The sequence below is a fragment of the Magnetofaba australis IT-1 genome, assembly GCF_002109495.1.
GTDB lineage: Bacteria > Pseudomonadota > Magnetococcia > Magnetococcales > Magnetococcaceae > Magnetofaba > Magnetofaba australis.
The window spans coordinates 84584-99894 of sequence record NZ_LVJN01000015.1; the positions used below are offsets into that span (position 1 = coordinate 84584).

The following is a 15311-nucleotide window of genomic DNA, read 5'->3' on the forward strand; positions in this document are numbered from 1 at the left end:
ATGATGAGGTTTTTGTGGAGAGGTTTTGTCAAGGAGGGTTTACGCTTGTGCGGAAAAGGCGATTGACTACTTGTCGCGTTTGAGGCGGCTCACGCCCCAACCGGCCAGGAGGATGGCGATAAGCGCGTAGAGGGCCGACATGGGGTTGATGTGGCTGACCAGATTGCGCGCAATCTCGAACGCTTGATCCCCCATCAGCGCGGCGGCGGCAAAGGTGATCGCGAGGAAGAAGATGACGCCGGTGATGATCATGCGCATGGGCTGAACTCCTGCTGAGAGGGCGAATCGGGTCGGCCTGCCTGGGCGGCGCCGGGCGCCTGCATCAGGCGTCCAGGCGGCGCAGGTGACGGGTTCAGTCTGCCGGGCGCAATCCGCGGAAGAAGCGGCCCACGGCCTCGGCGCCGCCTTCGCGATGGGCGGCGATGGCGGCGGTGCCGACCACGGCGATCTCCGCTTTGCCTTGCAGATAGGCCACGTCTTCGGCGTTCTTGACCCCGAAGCCCACCGCCAGCGGGGCTTTGGTTGCGGCGCGACAGCGGGTAACGAATGCGCCCACGCTGTCATCAAAAGAGGTGTTCTTGCCGGTGACGCCGCGTCGGGCCACGCAGTAGACGAAGCCATCGGCCTCGGCGCCGATGGCCGCCAGGCGGTCGTCGTGGCTGGTGGGGGTCATCAGTTGAATCCAGTCCAACCCGGCTTCGCGGCTCCAGGCGATGGCTTCCCCGGCCTCCTGCAGCGGCAGATCGGGCACGATGAGCCCTTTGACCCCAGCCTTGGCGGCGTCGCTGATGAACTGACCCATGCCGCGCGCGTGCAGAATATTCACGTAGGTCATGATCAAAAACGGAATGTCGTGGGTCAGGGTGATCTCGGCGATGGCCTCCAGTCCGGCATCGACGCGGAAACCGGCGTCGATGGCGGCCTGGTTGGCCTGGGCGATGACCGGACCGTCGGCGATGGGCTCGGAGAAGGGGATCTGCAATTCGATCAGATCCACTCCGGCGTCGACCATCTGTGCGATGACCTTTTTATTCTCCTCAATGGAGGGGTAGCCGAGCACCAGATGCGCCATCAGGAGAATCGGCTTCTCGCTCAGCTTTTCGCGGATGATGGGCTCGATGGCGGAGGTGTGGGCGGCGGCGCTCATGAGGCGTCTCCCGGGTTGTTCGCCCGTTTGGCGTACTGGTCGGCCTTCTCCTGAATGAAAGCCTCCCATTTGGGGTCGTGCAGGGCGTCGGCGATGGTGAAGATGTCCTTGTCGCCGCGCCCGGAGAGGTTGATCAGAATCACTGTATCCTCGGGGGTGTCGGGCAACTCGCGCAGCGCCCCGGCGACGGCGTGGCTGGACTCCAGCGCGCCGATGATCCCTTCGGCCTTCATCAGCCGCTTGAGCGCCTCCACCACTTCGGCGTCGGTGGCGGCGATGAAGCGGGCGCGACCGGTTTCGTGCAGATTGGCCAGAATCGGCGACACCCCCACGTAGTCGAGTCCGGCGGCCACCGAGTGGGTGGTCTTCATCTGGCCGTCGTCATCCTGCAGGAAGTAGGTTTTGTAGCCTTGGGCGATGCCCACCTCGGCGTCGGCGCTGGCCAGACGCGCGGCGTGCAGACCCGTGGCCAGACCCAAACCGCCCGCCTCCACGCCGATCAGCTCGACATCAGGCGCATCCAGGAAACCCTGGAAGATCCCCATGGCGTTGGAGCCGCCGCCCACACAGGCATAGACGCGGTCGGGCAGGCGTCCGGCCTGTTTGAGAATCTGCCCACGCGCTTCGCTCCCGATCACCGATTGGAACCACGACACCATCTCCGGGAAGGGGTGGGCGCCGCAGGCGGTGCCCAGCACATAGTGGGTGCCGTCCATACTGCCGACCCAGTCGCGCATGGCCTCGTTGACGGCGTCTTTCAGAGTCTGGTCGCCGGAGGTCACCGGGATGACCGTGGCGCCCAACTGCTCCATCCAGAACACGTTGGGGCGCTGGCGGGCGACATCCTTGGCGCCCATGTAGATGGTGCACTCCAGTCCCAATCGCGCGGCCATGGTGGCGGTGGCCACGCCGTGTTGACCGGCGCCGGTTTCGGCGATGACGCGGCTTTTGCCCATGCGTTTGACCAGCAAACCCTGGCCCATCACATTGTTGGCTTTGTGCGCTCCGGTTTGATTCAGGTCCTCTCTTTTGATATAGATGCGTCTGCCGCCGAACGCCGCAGAGAGGTTTTCGGCATAGGTCAGCGGCGTGGGACGGCCGGAGTAGTTCTCCATAACCGTCAGATATTCGGACCAGAAATCGGCGTCGGCGCGCGCCGCTTCATAGGCGGCGGTCAACTCGGCGAAGGTCTGATGAAGGATTTCGGGAATAAACGCCCCGCCAAAGGCGCCGAAATAACCCTGGGACATGGCATCACCTGCTGGTCGTGTTCGGATTGCTTTCCAAAAAAGGGCGCGCAATAGAGCGCCTGCATAAGGCGTGCGACGCGCTTGCGCAGTGTAGTCGCACAGCGATTGCGGCGCCAGGGCGGGCGTGGGCGAACAGGGCTTGGAGATGACCTTGACGCCATTCACCCCGCCTCCGGGCGCCGCCGAATTCATCATGAAGAGGAGTTGTTGGAGATGAACGTGAGCAAATACATCGTGCGCTTTCTGGGCGCTGTGGGCCTGTTTTTGGGCCTGACCGGCGCCAGCATGGCGGCCGGAGCGAACAATATGGTGAGCTATAAGGAGGACGTCTACCCCATCATCCAGTATCGCTGCCTGGGTTGCCACAAGGCGGGCGGCGCGGGCGAAATGGCCTCCGGCTTGAATATGGAGACCTATGAAGGGCTGATGAAGGGCACCAAGCATGGCGCGGTGATCATGCCGCACAACGCGCTGGCCAGCACCCTGGTGCGTCTGATTACCGGCGAGGCCGCCATTCGCATGCCGCACAACGCCAAGCGTTTGAGCTCTTGCGAAATCAGCACCTGGAAGCGCTGGATTCTGCAAGGCGCCAAGGATAACTGATCAATGCGTCGATGAATCCGCTCGAGAGGGCGGCGCGCGGGGTCGCAAGGCCAGGGGGGCGGCGCGTTCATGCGCCATGTTGCGGCGCAAAAATCCATGGTATAGTACAAGAAATCTCTACGCTAAAGGAGGATGTCGCCATGCGCAATTCCCGTCAATTCGCCCGCACCCTGGGCGCCGCCGCTCTGGCCCTTGGGCTGTTTAGCGGCATCGGTTCCGCCAGCGCCGCCACGGTCACCTATGTGGAGGACGTGGAGCCCATCATCCAGTATCGCTGTCTGGAGTGCCATCGCGCCGGCGGGCCGGGCGTGGTCTACTCGGGCCTGAACCTGGAGTCCTATGAAGGGCTGATGGCCGGCACCCGCCATGGCCCCGTGATCACCCCGGGCAGCCCCATGACCAGCAACTTGCTGGTGCTGGTGGATGGCCGCGCGGGCATCCGCATGCCGCACGACCGCAAGCGCCTGACCAAGTGCGAGATCGACATCCTGCGCAAATGGATCGCTCAAGGCGCCAAAAAAGAGTGATCGCCTCGCTGTGATCAAACGCCTGGAGCGGTTTCGCTCCAGGCGTTTTTGTCTGACGCGCAATGCGCCAGACAGGAGATTGGTGCAGAACGACAGACCAAACGGAACGCCGCAGGCGTCCGCACGATTCTGAAGGAAAGCACATGATGAAAGTTCGTAAAGCGGTCTTCCCCGTAGCGGGATTGGGCACGCGCTTCCTGCCCGCCACCAAAGTTGTCGCCAAAGAGCTGCTGTCGGTGGTGGACAAACCCCTGATTCAATACGCCGCCGAAGAGGCCTTTGCCGCCGGGATTGAAGAGATCATCTTCGTCACCGGGCGCGGCAAGAGCCTGCTGGTGGACCACTTCGACCACGCGTTTGAACTCGAGCACACCCTGCGCGCCCGTAACAAGGATGCGCTGCTGGCCATGGCCAAGGCGATGGTGCCGGAGTTCGGCTCGGTGGTGGCCACGCGCCAGCAGGAGCCCCTGGGGTTGGGCCATGCGGTGTGGTGCGCGCGGCAGATCGTCGGCGACGAGCCGTTTGCGGTGATGCTGCCCGATGACCTGTGCCACGGCGCCAAACCGGTGCTGCAGCAGATGACCGAACGCTTTGCCGAGCTGCAATCCTCCATGGTGGCGGTGATGGAGGTTCCCCGCGAGGACACCTCCAAATACGGCGTGCTGGATGCGGGTCCCGAACAGAGCGGCGTGTGGCCGGTGAAAGGCATGGTGGAGAAGCCCGATCCCGCCGATGCGCCGTCGAATCTGGCCGTCATTGGGCGTTACATCCTCACGCCACAGGTGTTCGATCTGCTGGAGAACCAAAAGCGCGGCGCAGGCGGTGAAATTCAACTCACCGACGCCATGGCGGCGCTGCTGGACACCGAGAATATCTACGGCTTCCGTTTCGACGGCGTGCGTTACGACTGTGGCGATAAAGTGGGCTTCCAACAGGCCAATCTGGCGTTGGCGCTGGAGCGCCCGGAGCTGCGTGAGAAATTGATTCCCTATATGCGCCAACTGCTGGAGGCGTACTGAGCGCGGCGCCATGTGACGGCGCGCGCGTTCGTTATCTGATTTGTGGCAAGACATTGTGGCGGGCGGGCGTCCTTATGCTCCGGGTGACGGGGTTTGGGCGCGCGCCCTTTTCATCACACCCTTTGCAAAACGGTAGCAATCGCCATGCGCATCACGCTTATTGGCGCCGGATATGTGGGACTGGTCTCCGGCGCGTGCTTCTCCGAGTTCGGTGTTGACGTCACCTGTGTGGATCTTGACCAAGGCAAGATCGACGGCCTCAACAACGGCAAGATCCCCATCTACGAACCGGGCCTGGATCAACTGGTGATCCGCAACCATCAGGCTGGCCGCCTGCACTTCACCACCGACACCGCCGCCGCCGTCAAGCAGAGCGACGTGGTGTTCATTGCGGTGGGCACCCCCGAACGGCGCGGCGACGGCGCAGCGGATTTGAGCTACGTGTTCGACGCCGCCAAGACCGTGGCGCGCAACATGGACGGCTTCACCGTGGTGGTGACCAAATCCACCGTGCCGGTGGGCACCGGCGCGCGGGTGGCGGAGATCATCCGTCAGGAGAATCCCGACGCGGACTTCGCCATGGCCTCCAACCCCGAATTCCTGCGCGAAGGCTCCGCCATCGAGGACTTCATGCGTCCGGACCGGGTGGTGATCGGTTGTGAGAACGAAAAGGCGCGCGCCATTCTCAAGGAGCTGTATCGCCCCTTGTATCTGATCGAAACGCCGATTCTGTTCACCAACATCCCCACCGCCGAGCTGACCAAGTACGCCGCCAACGCGTTCCTGGCCACCAAAATCATGTTCATCAACCAGATCGCCAATCTGTGTGAGGCGGTGGGCGCGGATGTGCATCACGTCTCCAAAGGGATGGGGCTGGATCGTCGCATCGGCGGCAAGTTCTTGCACCCCGGTCCCGGTTACGGCGGCTCCTGCTTCCCCAAAGACACCGCCGCTCTGGCCAGCACCGCCCGCGAGCATGGCGAATCCATCTCCATTGTGGAGAACGTTATCGAAGCCAACCGTTGGCAGAAGCAGCGCATGACCACCAAGGTGCGCACCGCCCTGGACAACCAGGTGCGCGGCGTCACCATCGGCGTGCTGGGGCTGACCTTCAAGCCCAACACCGATGATATGCGCGACTCGGCGGCGCTGACCATTCTGCCCGCCCTCATCGCCGACGGCGCCACGGTGCGCGCGTACGACCCCGAGGGGATGGAAGAGGCCAAGGAGAAGATGCCGGATCTGGTCTACTGCCAGGACGCCTATGAGGCGTGCCAGGGGGTGGACGTGGTGATCATCCTCACCGAGTGGAACCAGTTCCGCAATCTCGACCTCAAGCGCATTCAGGCGGGCATGAAAGCGCGCCCCGATGGCCGCTATCTGTTCTGCGACTTCCGCAACATCTACGAGCCGCCGACCATGGTGGCGGCGGGCTTCCACTACGTGGGCGTCGGTCGCTGATGAACGCGCCGGATCACATCTTCCGCGCCTATGACATCCGCGGCGTGGCGGATGAGACGGAACTCTCCGAGCCGCTGGCCGAGAAGTTGGGGCTGGCGTTCGCCGCCGAGACCCGGCGACTGAGCGACAAAGCGGGCGAGCCGCCCATCATCGCCGTGGGGCGGGATGGGCGCCTCTCTTCGCCCGGTTTGGCGGCGGCGTTGTGTCGGGGAATCCAACAATCCGGCGCCAAAGTGCTGGACGTGGGGCTGGTCCCCACGCCTGCGCTCTATTTTGCCGTGCCGCATCTGCAGTGCGATGCCGGCATTATGGTGACCGGGAGTCATAATCCTGGTCATTACAACGGCTTGAAAATGACCGTGGCGGGGCGTCCCTTCTTCGGCGACGACATCCAGCGGTTGAAAAAACGCGCCAACAGCGGCGATCTGCCCACCGCCCCCGGCGGCATGGCGCTGCAACGCCCCATCATCGATGATTATGTGGCGCGTCTGGCGGCGGATCACGAGCCCGGACGTAAGCTCAAAATCGTCATCGATTGCGGCAATGGCGTCTCCGGCGCGGCGGCGCAACCGCTGCTCAACGCCCTGCAGGGGATCAGCGGCGAGGTGCTGTTTCCGGAGATCGACGGCTCCTTCCCCAACCATCATCCCGATCCCACCCATCCGGAGAATCTGGTGGATCTGCGCAATCGCATGTTGCAGATTGGCGCGGATTTGGGCATTGCCTTCGATGGCGACGCCGATCGCATTGGCGTGCTGGATGAGACTGGCCGCGTGCTCTGGGGCGATCGGCTGATGGTGCTGTTCTCGCGGGAGATTCTGTCGCGTCACCCGGGTGCGGCGATTCTGGGTGATGTGAAGTGTTCCGACGTGATGTTCGACGCCATCAATGCGGCGGGCGGGCAGGCGGTGATGTGGAAGACCGGCCATTCGCTGGTGAAGACCAAAATGCGCGAGACTGGCGCGCTGCTGGCTGGGGAGATGAGCGGCCATCTCTTCTTTGCCGACCGCTATTACGGCTATGATGACGCCCTCTACGCCATGGTGCGTCTGCTGAATATCGCCGCCGCCACCGATCAGCCGCTGTCGGCGCTATTGGCGGATTTACCGGAGGTGTTCGCCACCCCGGAGCTGCGCATTGATTGCGATGACGCGCGCAAGTTCGCCGTGATGGAGAGCCTGAAGGCGCAGGCGGCGCATTTGGGCGACCATCGGGTGGATATCGACGGGCTGCGGGTGCACTACCGTGACGGCTGGTGGTTGATTCGGGTTTCCAATACGCAACCGGCTTTGGTGGCGCGGGTGGAGGCGCACAGTTTCGACCGTTTGCATGCGCTGGCCGATGAGCTCAATGGCCTGCTGAAACAGCAGGGTGTGGCGCTACCCAAGTGGGAATTGGCGTAAATTCAGCCGTTACCGAATAACGCCAACATTCAGGTGTTGGAACGGCGATGAGCGCGTAGAGTGAGACAAGCGCACAAGGGTTCATGCGCTGCGCCGAAGCCAACTCACCGAGGTCCAGGAGGGCGTCCCTCCTGGCGGGTCCAGGGCGGCGCCCTGGCGGGTTGAGGGCAGCGCCCTCATGGGGTTTGGGGCGAAGCCCCAATATCTTCAATCTTCCAAATTTTGTCATAGAGTGCGCGTGATGACCGAATCCGCCAATCCGCTGGCCGTAGAGATCGCTGGCATCGCCATGCGCACCCCGTTTGTGCTGCTCTCCGGCTGCGTCGCTTTCGCCGAAGAGCTCCTACAGATCGAGGGGTTCGATTTTAACGCCGTGGGCGCCATCTGCCTGAAGGGGACCACCCTGGAGGCGCGCAAGGGCAACGCCCCCCACCGTCTGGCGGAGACGCCGTGCGGCCTGCTCAACGCCATCGGCTTGCAGAACCCCGGCTCCCGCGTGGTGGTGGAGGAGATTCTGCCGCGTCTGACCGCGCAGATCGACACCCCACTTATCGCCAACATCTCCGGCGCTACGGTGGAGGAGTATGGCGAAGTGGCGCGGGTATTCGATAACAGCCCGGTCAAAGGGATCGAAATCAACATCTCCTGTCCCAATGTCAAAGAGGGCGGGGTGGCGTTCGGCTCCGACCCGGAGATGGCGGCGCGGGTGGTGGAGGTGGTGCGCGGCGCCACCAGCAAACCGCTCATCACCAAACTCTCGCCCAACGTCACCAGCATCGAAGCGGTGGCGCGGCGGGTGATCGAGGCGGGAACCGACGCGCTGTCGGTGATCAACACCCTGATGGGCATGGCCATCGACGTGAAAAGCCGCAAGCCGGTGTTGGGTAATATCCAGGGCGGGCTCTCCGGCCCGGCGGTGAAGCCGGTGGCGCTGCTCAAGGTGTGGCAGACCTACCAAGTGGCGCGGGAGAAGAATATTCCCATCATCGGCCAGGGCGGCTGCGAGAGCGCCGAGGATGTGTTGGCCTTCTTCCTCGCTGGGGCTTCGGCCACCGGGCTGTGCACCACGCTCTTCTCCGATCCGCTGGCGCCGCAGCGTCTGCTCAAGCAGACCCGCGAACTGCTGGCGGAACAGCAGGTGGCGCAAATCGCCGAACTCACCGGCGGACTGCGGGTTTGAGCGGCCATGAAGCGTCGCCTGCAACCGGTTGTTGCGGCGCTCATCGCCTCTCTTCTGACGTTATCTCCTAACGCCATGGCCGCCTCTGCGGGCAAACCGTCGATGCCGGACCAGTCGGTGGTGGTCAAACAGGTGTGGGATGGCGACACCCTGCGCACCACGGATAACGTCAAAGTGCGTCTGCTGGGCATCGACACGCCGGAGTTGGGCGACGCCAAACGGGGCGAGGCGGCCGAGCCGTTTGGCGAGAGGGCCCGCGAGCGCGCCAAAGAGCTGGTTGAGGGGCAAGCCGTCACCCTGCATCATGGCGTGCGTAAGACCGATGACTACAAGCGCCGCTTGGCCCATGTGATTCTCTCCGATGGGCGCAGTCTGGGCGAGATTCTGGTCGCCGAGGGGTTGGCGCTCACCTATGTGCGTTGGCCCGACATCGCCCACGTCAAGCGCTTCATGAAGGCGGAGAAGCGCGCGCGCAAGAAGCGTCTGGGCGCGTGGAAGAGGGCCCACTGGCTCATCGATCATCTGCAGGCGCGCAAGCAGATCGGCGCGTTTCGCATCGTCACCGGGCGCATCCTCAGCGCCAATCGGGTCAACGACCGCATCTATCTCAATTTCGGTGAAGACTATCGCAAGGATTTCACCATCCTCATCCGCAAACGGGATTGGAAGGCGCACTTCAAGCCTGCCGGGTGGAGTCTGAAGAAGCTCGAAGGCAAGATGGTCGAAGCGCGCGGGCGGTTGCTCAAAAAGGGCGGTCCGGCGCTGTGGGCCTCGCATCCGTTGCAGTTGACCTTTATTGAGAAGTAAGTTCACGATTTTTGGCTGATGTTAAGAGACTGGGGCTTTGCCCCAGATCCCACCAGGGCTTTGCCCTGGACCCACGAGGGCTCTGCCCTCGACCCGGCAGGGGAATCATTCCCCTGCACCCCCGTAGTTTTGCTCCGAGTTTGCATCAGGTTCTCTCGGGGTTCTGTGATGCTGGGTTCGACAGAGATGACCACATCGATCTCCTCCTTGCCGGGGTATCTTCTTTTGGCCGCTGACCTCCACACCAGCGGCCAGCCCATGGGCGCCGATCTGCACGCCGCCGCCCAGGCCGGGGTGGCGGCGGTGATCAATCTGGCGCTGCCGGAGTCGATCCCCCATCTACCCGGCGAAGCGCAGATCGTCGCCGAGCTGGGTATGGACTATCACCCCATTCCGGTCCCTTTTGACGCCCCCGAAGCCGCCCATCTGCAACGCTTCTATCGCGTGATGCAGAGCTGCAAACGCCCGGTGCTGGTTCACTGCGCGCTCAATAAACGGGTCTCGGTGTTCACTGCCCTCTACCGTTATCAGGTGATGGGCCTGCCATGGCCCGAGGCGTGCGCCCACATCGCCCAGATCTGGCGGCCCGACCCCATCTGGGAGGAGTTCATCGAAGAGTCGATCGGGCTTGCGTACCCCCCGTGAAGATTTCCTCTCCCACCTGCAAAAAGTGATGGCGAAACCCCGCGCAAAGGCGTAATGTGCGCGGCCAATGGAACTCCCCTCTCCCTGCCTGCAAGGCTGCCTGCCATGACCATTCCCACCCTGCCTCAACGTGACCGCATTCCGGTGACGGCGCTCTATCTGGGCGAGCGTCTGGAGCATCGCGAGATGGAGCGCGAGGATACCGAACTGGGTTGGGGGCGTCACATGTTGCCGGTGGGCGAGGGCGGCTGCGCGGTGCTGTTCCGCTTCGGCGTGGTGGTGCTGTTCGGCGTGGAGGAGAGGGATGAAGCAGCTTTTCTCGAGCGTGTTCAACCGCTTTTGCGTAAATCGTTCGAAACCCCGTGGCGTGAGGAGATGACGCTTGTAATCGGCGCGCTGGACCAGTTGGGGCCGTCCAGTTCGGTGCAACTGGCGGGCGGCGATGTGGCGCGCCTGGCGGTGGTGGCCGACGCCCTGGCCAAGAGCGTGGTGCTGGAGCGCTATGAGAGCGAGGTGGAGGACGCCTTCGAGCAGATCGAGCCCATGGCCGAGGCGCTGCGTCACGGCGGACGGGTGCGCGCGGGCAGTCGCGAGCTGTTACGCCACATTGGCGATGTGCTGCTGGCTGAACAGCGCACCGTGGGGCGCGCGGCGGTGAGCGAACGGCCCGATTCACTGTGGGAGCATCCCGAATTGGAGCGGCTGCACCACGAGCTGGCCGAGGAGCTGGAGCTGCGCGAGCGCGATCATGCCCTGGAGCGCAAACTCTCCACCATCTCCCATGCCTCAGAGCTGTTGCTGGAGTTGCAGCACACGCGCAGTTCGCTACGGGTGGAGTGGTACATCACCATTCTGATTGTGGTGGAGATCGGCCTGACGCTTTATGAGATGTGGTGGAAATAAAGCGCGCGCGTTTCTATAACGGCGGGGCAGGTTGACTCGATACACGTGGGTTGATAGCTTCTGTGACGATTTTCAATTCAGTCTGCGGCTTTTGCTCCATTCTCAGGCGGGCGGGTAGCGACGGTTTCGCGCCAGTTCATCAGAGTGCGCGCTCTCTCCCAGGTTGCCGATTCAGGTGACGACGCTCAAGTTGCGCCACAGGGGATAATTCAAGTGATTCAAGCTCTGCGCGGATTGGTGATCAGCCTCTTTCTGGCGACTCTGGTAACGTTTGTCGCCTATAAAATCGTTACGCCGTGGAATCTTCATATCGCGCAGGATACGTGGTTCTATACCGATGTTCAGCACGTGCTCAACGATGAGCATGCAGGCTGGTTCGAAAAGTATGTTGACCCGTTCTATACGGCGCGGATTCTGACTTTTCCGGAGCCGGACAATGCGCGTCCGGTTTTTGTTGTCCTGGTGCGCGCCTGGAGCGAGTTGTATGCATCGCTGTTTGACGTGGATGTTTTCCCGGATCGGGACGCCTATTTCAGCGGAATCTTTTTCAGCTTCTGGCTGATGTTTCTCACCATCTGCTACTTGGGCTATCGGGGCGGAAATCTCACCATCGGCATTGTCGCCGCCACCCTCTCCGTGGTCAGCCCCTGGGCGCTGATCTATCTGTACTATCCAAGCTATACGCCGATATCGATTTTTCTGTTTACAGTCGGTATTTTATTTATTCTCAGGCGCACGCTCCCCAGTTACTTCCTGGCGGGCGTCATGTTCTGGATGACCATTCTGGTCAACTCCTCGCACATCGTCTTTATCGCCGCCGCGGGCTGCTTGATTCTCTATTACGAATTCTCCAACAAACGGCGCTTGATCTATGCCGGGTTGTCCTGCTTTGCCGGTTTCATCCTGCCGTTTCTGCCGTTTGATCTCTATCGCGTGCTGTTTTGTGAAAACAAGGATCTGTTGGATGGGCCGTTGTTCACGTTGGCCAAATACTACCGACGCTCCATTCTGCATAATAAATTCGGCTCAGTCGTCACGCCTTACTATACGTTCTATTTATGGACCCTGCTGAAGTACGCGTCCTGGACGGCGTGGGCCTTCGTTACAGGCGGCTTGGCGTATGCTTTGACGGCGCTGGCGCGCAGAAAGCTGGGGGAGAGAACATTCGATCTTCCCAAGGCGCTGCTATTGGTCAGCTTTGTCGGGATCTTCCTGATCGAAGTTCGTCACAGCGTCCAGTTTCCGCGTTCGTACTATATCGTCTACCCGATGATTTTGTTGGGGCTACTGCTGATTCTTCAGCAGAAATTCGGCGCCAAACGCTATTTCCCCCATTTTTTGGCGGCCTTGATGGCGATCCATCTGGTCGAAGCCGGGGTGCGAATCCAGGAGCAACATACGGCGTTCCACCAATTTTCTCAGGATATGCAGGAGTTGACCGCGCCGGATGAGATGGTCGCCATGCTCGATCAAGATCTGTATGGCCATTACGAGCTTCTGCAACAGGTCCTGGAAGATGACTATCTCAAGCCGACCGATCTGGTGGATCCGCTCAGGCATTCCAATAACATTCAGAAATTCATCTTTCTTGACTCTCTGGATGAACTGGCTGACTTGCGCGAGGTGCGTTACTTTCTGACCGGGCCGCGGGTCATGAATAAATTGGCCGGGACCATTGAGGATGTGGATAAACTGATCGCCGACTTCAATGCGCGGCAGAACCGTGTGCGTCTGGTCCTTGCGCATGAGTCGCCCTATTTTGAGATCTACCCGCTCTATCTGTTTGAAGATGAGATGCAGCAATATCGCATGCTACAGAAAAAGTTGTGGGGACCGGACGCCTATAAGGGCAAGGCTGGCGCGGTCTCCATCTGGCGGATTGAACATCTACAGTAGTTTTGTCAGCGACTTGTCCGCCGCCAGGAAAGCGGCAAGACGCGCCGTCAGTTGAGTCTCCGCTTTCAGTTCACACTCCCACACCACCAGCACGCGCCAGCCCATGGCGTCATATTCGGCCAGATGCCGCGCATCGCGGGCGATGTTGCCGCCAATCTTCTGTTGCCAATATTCGCGGTTCTCCTTGGGTATGCGCGCGCCGCGTTTGCAGCTGTGGCCATGCCAGAAACAGCCATGCATGAAGATCGCCCATTTGCGCGCGGCGTTGGATAGATCCGGCTTGCCGGGCAGACCTTTGCGATGTAGGCGATAGCGTACGCCTAAGCCATGCACGAGGCGGCGGAGCTGAATCTCCGGCTTGGTGTTCTTGCCGCGCACCGCGCGCATGGTCGCGCTGCGCGTCGGAGTGGTCATGCGACGTCGATCTTGAGGCTGGGGTCGGTCTCCACGGCGTCGATGATGGCGTTATAGCGTGATGCGATTTGGGTCACGGAGGCGGCGGCGCTGGCGGCGTTGAAACCGCTGAGTAGGGTGACGCAGATGGCGCAGAACTGCTCGATGTCCCAGATATCCAGACGTTGGCGCAGGGCGGCGTTGTCGGCCAACCCCTCGGCCAGGGCGAGCTTCTCCGGCAGGGTGATGAGTAGCGGGCGCAATCCGGCGTCGCAATTCTCCCGACAACGCGCCATCACCGCTTCGGAGGGGGTGGTGGTGACATGGATGGCGATGCCGCCGATGAGAAAATCCCCGGCGCGCCCGCTCTGGGCGTCAGAGGTGGAGAAGCTGTGGTGATGCAAACTTTCAGGATCGGGCAGGTGGCTGGCGATAATGGCGCCAGTGAGGTGTTGCAGCACCGCGCCCAGATAGTGGGTTCCGCCGCTCTCTTTCTGCCGCGCGCGGGCTTGCTCCAATAGCCCAGCGACCCAGGCGCGCAGGCTCTGGGCCGGGTCCATGCGCAGTTTGAACGGTTTGCCGGCAAAGAACTCCCGCACCCGTGCGATCCAAAACGCCTCCACCGCGTCCAGGTCCGGTGCGGGCAGGCTGTTGAGAAACTGCACGTAGTCGAGCATGCGTCCCAGGCTGCCGCGACTGGTGCGCCCGCCCTCCGCAGCCAACACGCGGGTGATGTCGTGACGCGCCAGAATCGCCTGCACCGCGCCGCGTCCCAATCCCAACACCTGTCCGCCGCCGTCGGTTTTCAGGGCCTCGGGATCCAATGGCAGGCCCAGTTTGCGCGCGTGCTGGGTCACCACCAGCGCCAGCGCCAGCGGCCCCTTGCCGCGAAAGCGCTTCTCCTGGGCGAATTGGGTCAGAGCGGCGTGCAGGGCGTCGCTCATGGCGTGTTGGAGAGCAGCGGCTCCAGCAGATGCGCCGCCAGATGGCGAATCAGCGGCGCCACCAGGCCGTCGCCGGTGAGATGGTAGGCGTCATTATAACGCGCAGGCAGGCGGTAGCTGTCGGGCAGCCCCATCAGACGCGCGGTCTCGCGGGGTGAGAGCAGGCGGGTGCGCACCTTGTCGCCATCGGCAATGAGCAGGGTTTGGCGGCTGGAGCCTCCTGCCGGGGTGCGCAGGCAGCCGGCCACATCATCCTGACGAATCTCCGTTCGCACATGGCGACCGCCATCGGCGTCGGGGCGGGTGCGGCGATAGAGGGTGCGCGCCACCGGATGACCGGCTTGCTGCATCTGTTTGAGTTTGGCGCGATTGACGTCGCTCATCTGGGCGATGAGTTTGGCGGTTTTCTCTGGCGCATCCCACGTCACCCCGGTGGGGGGATCCTGCAGAATCGCCGACAGCGGCGGCGGCGGCGCAGACGGGGCGGGCACGCGCCACCAGCGCCATACCGCTTTCAATTCAGCGTGCAATTTATTGTGCGCAGTAATCAAGGAGGCGCTGTGCCATAAGGGGTTCGGCCCCGTCTCCAACACGCTTTTCGGCGTTATGACATCACCCGCGGCGGCGACGATGAACAGGCGCGGACGCGACTGCGGCACAAAGTGGATGGCGTCCATCACCAGCGCGCCAAAGGCGTATCCCAGCGCGTGGAGGGCCTTGCCAATGGCTTGAAAATCCCGCCCGCCATGGGAGGTGAGGGCGCCGCAGACGTTCTCCAGCACGATCAGGCGCGGCGCGCGCTTCTGGCCATGCAGCGCCGTCATCAGATTATAAAACGGCCAGAAGCTGCCGGAGCGCTCGGCCTGGAGTCCGCCGCCCAGGCCCGCCAAAGAGAGGTCCTGACACGGAAACGACGCCCACGCCAAGTCCGCCCGGGTCGGGATGCGCGCGGGGTCGATGGCGCGCACGTCATCGACGATAAGCGTCTCATCGCCCCAGTTCTCGGCGTAGCTGGCGGCTTTCTTGGGGTCGATGTCATTGGCCAGCAGACAGCGCCAGCCATCGCCCAGCCCCGCCCGCGCCATGCCGCCGCCGCAGAAAAACTCCAGAAAGGTTGGCGCCGCAGCGCTCAC

General features: G+C 62.4%; 16 protein-coding genes. 10 read left to right on the top strand and 6 right to left on the bottom strand.

Annotated features, from left to right (window positions below):
* Positions 1–66: 66 nt before the first annotated feature.
* The 3 genes from MAIT1_RS02660 to trpB form a co-directional block, all read right to left on the bottom strand.
* Positions 67–258 carry a hypothetical protein gene (locus MAIT1_RS02660; protein WP_085440497.1) on the bottom strand — a complete coding sequence of 64 codons (192 nt, stop codon included), beginning with the start codon at positions 256–258 and terminating at the stop codon, positions 67–69.
* Between the two features lie 94 nt (positions 259–352).
* Positions 353–1147, bottom strand: coding sequence for a tryptophan synthase subunit alpha (trpA, locus tag MAIT1_RS02665; protein ID WP_085440498.1), 795 nt, complete (start codon positions 1145–1147; stop codon positions 353–355).
* Positions 1144–2397 (bottom strand): tryptophan synthase subunit beta, encoded by a 1254-nt coding sequence (trpB, locus tag MAIT1_RS02670; protein WP_085440500.1) that lies wholly within the window; start codon positions 2395–2397, stop codon positions 1144–1146. The genes trpA and trpB overlap by 4 nt, the downstream gene beginning before the upstream one ends.
* 213 nt (positions 2398–2610) lie before the next feature.
* On the opposite strand from trpB, the gene MAIT1_RS02675 reads away from it, so the two are divergent.
* The 10 genes from MAIT1_RS02675 to MAIT1_RS02720 all read left to right on the top strand — a co-directional run bounded on the left by MAIT1_RS02675 (position 2611) and on the right by MAIT1_RS02720 (position 12841).
* Complete coding sequence (locus MAIT1_RS02675; RefSeq protein ID WP_143814613.1) at positions 2611–3000, top strand: c-type cytochrome domain-containing protein; 390 nt, start codon at positions 2611–2613, stop codon at positions 2998–3000.
* A gap of 140 nt (positions 3001–3140) precedes the next feature.
* Complete coding sequence (locus MAIT1_RS02680) at positions 3141–3527, top strand: c-type cytochrome domain-containing protein (RefSeq protein ID WP_085440502.1); 387 nt, start codon at positions 3141–3143, stop codon at positions 3525–3527.
* Between the two features lie 146 nt (positions 3528–3673).
* Positions 3674–4546: a UTP--glucose-1-phosphate uridylyltransferase GalU gene (gene galU / locus MAIT1_RS02685; protein ID WP_085441206.1), complete on the top strand. Its 873-nt coding sequence runs from the start codon at positions 3674–3676 to the stop codon at positions 4544–4546.
* A gap of 144 nt (positions 4547–4690) precedes the next feature.
* The gene (locus MAIT1_RS02690) at positions 4691–6007 is read left to right on the top strand and encodes a UDP-glucose dehydrogenase family protein (RefSeq protein ID WP_085440504.1); all 1317 of its coding nucleotides are present in this window, start codon (positions 4691–4693) and stop codon (positions 6005–6007) included.
* A complete protein-coding gene (locus MAIT1_RS02695) occupies positions 6007–7410 on the top strand; it encodes a phosphomannomutase/phosphoglucomutase (protein ID WP_085440505.1) in 1404 nt (467 codons plus the stop codon). Before MAIT1_RS02690 ends, MAIT1_RS02695 begins: the two co-directional genes overlap by 1 nt.
* 241 nt (positions 7411–7651) lie before the next feature.
* A complete protein-coding gene (locus tag MAIT1_RS02700) occupies positions 7652–8590 on the top strand; it encodes a dihydroorotate dehydrogenase (protein WP_085440507.1) in 939 nt (312 codons plus the stop codon).
* Positions 8591–8596: 6 nt separating this feature from the next.
* A complete protein-coding gene (locus MAIT1_RS02705; protein WP_085440509.1) occupies positions 8597–9397 on the top strand; it encodes a thermonuclease family protein in 801 nt (266 codons plus the stop codon).
* Between the two features lie 168 nt (positions 9398–9565).
* The gene (locus MAIT1_RS02710) at positions 9566–10042 is read left to right on the top strand and encodes a protein tyrosine phosphatase family protein (RefSeq protein WP_158089271.1); all 477 of its coding nucleotides are present in this window, start codon (positions 9566–9568) and stop codon (positions 10040–10042) included.
* 105 nt (positions 10043–10147) lie between these two features.
* Positions 10148–10945, top strand: a complete 798-nt coding sequence (locus MAIT1_RS02715) for an RMD1 family protein (RefSeq protein ID WP_085440513.1) — start codon at positions 10148–10150, stop codon at positions 10943–10945.
* Positions 10946–11158: 213 nt separating this feature from the next.
* Positions 11159–12841, top strand: a complete 1683-nt coding sequence (locus tag MAIT1_RS02720) for a hypothetical protein (protein ID WP_085440515.1) — start codon at positions 11159–11161, stop codon at positions 12839–12841.
* Here the strand turns inward: MAIT1_RS02720 and MAIT1_RS02725 are convergent.
* The 3 genes from MAIT1_RS02725 to MAIT1_RS02735 are packed head-to-tail and all read right to left on the bottom strand — an operon-like array spanning position 12833 to position 15311.
* Positions 12833–13255, bottom strand: coding sequence for a very short patch repair endonuclease (locus tag MAIT1_RS02725; protein ID WP_085440517.1), 423 nt, complete (start codon positions 13253–13255; stop codon positions 12833–12835). The two genes, MAIT1_RS02720 and MAIT1_RS02725, sit on opposite strands and share 9 nt — an antisense overlap.
* Positions 13252–14178 (bottom strand): DUF4928 family protein, encoded by a 927-nt coding sequence (locus MAIT1_RS02730; RefSeq protein WP_085440519.1) that lies wholly within the window; start codon positions 14176–14178, stop codon positions 13252–13254. Before MAIT1_RS02730 ends, MAIT1_RS02725 begins: the two co-directional genes overlap by 4 nt.
* Positions 14175–15311 carry a DNA cytosine methyltransferase gene (locus MAIT1_RS02735; RefSeq protein ID WP_198947780.1) on the bottom strand — a complete coding sequence of 379 codons (1137 nt, stop codon included), beginning with the start codon at positions 15309–15311 and terminating at the stop codon, positions 14175–14177. Before MAIT1_RS02735 ends, MAIT1_RS02730 begins: the two co-directional genes overlap by 4 nt.

Coding starts and splice junctions, on each gene's coding strand:
- galU (WP_085441206.1), top strand. CDS start 3,674: ATGAAAGTTCGTAAAGCGGTCTTCCCCGTAGCGGGATTGGGCACGCGC.
- MAIT1_RS02705 (WP_085440509.1), top strand. CDS start 8,597: ATGAAGCGTCGCCTGCAACCGGTTGTTGCGGCGCTCATCGCCTCTCTT.
- MAIT1_RS02700 (WP_085440507.1), top strand. CDS start 7,652: ATGACCGAATCCGCCAATCCGCTGGCCGTAGAGATCGCTGGCATCGCC.
- MAIT1_RS02690 (WP_085440504.1), top strand. CDS start 4,691: ATGCGCATCACGCTTATTGGCGCCGGATATGTGGGACTGGTCTCCGGC.
- trpB (WP_085440500.1), bottom strand. CDS start 2,397: ATGTCCCAGGGTTATTTCGGCGCCTTTGGCGGGGCGTTTATTCCCGAA.
- MAIT1_RS02660 (WP_085440497.1), bottom strand. CDS start 258: ATGCGCATGATCATCACCGGCGTCATCTTCTTCCTCGCGATCACCTTT.
- MAIT1_RS02725 (WP_085440517.1), bottom strand. CDS start 13,255: ATGACCACTCCGACGCGCAGCGCGACCATGCGCGCGGTGCGCGGCAAG.
- MAIT1_RS02695 (WP_085440505.1), top strand. CDS start 6,007: ATGAACGCGCCGGATCACATCTTCCGCGCCTATGACATCCGCGGCGTG.
- MAIT1_RS02680 (WP_085440502.1), top strand. CDS start 3,141: ATGCGCAATTCCCGTCAATTCGCCCGCACCCTGGGCGCCGCCGCTCTG.
- MAIT1_RS02710 (WP_158089271.1), top strand. CDS start 9,566: ATGCTGGGTTCGACAGAGATGACCACATCGATCTCCTCCTTGCCGGGG.
- trpA (WP_085440498.1), bottom strand. CDS start 1,147: ATGAGCGCCGCCGCCCACACCTCCGCCATCGAGCCCATCATCCGCGAA.
- MAIT1_RS02675 (WP_143814613.1), top strand. CDS start 2,611: ATGAACGTGAGCAAATACATCGTGCGCTTTCTGGGCGCTGTGGGCCTG.
- MAIT1_RS02730 (WP_085440519.1), bottom strand. CDS start 14,178: ATGAGCGACGCCCTGCACGCCGCTCTGACCCAATTCGCCCAGGAGAAG.
- MAIT1_RS02715 (WP_085440513.1), top strand. CDS start 10,148: ATGACCATTCCCACCCTGCCTCAACGTGACCGCATTCCGGTGACGGCG.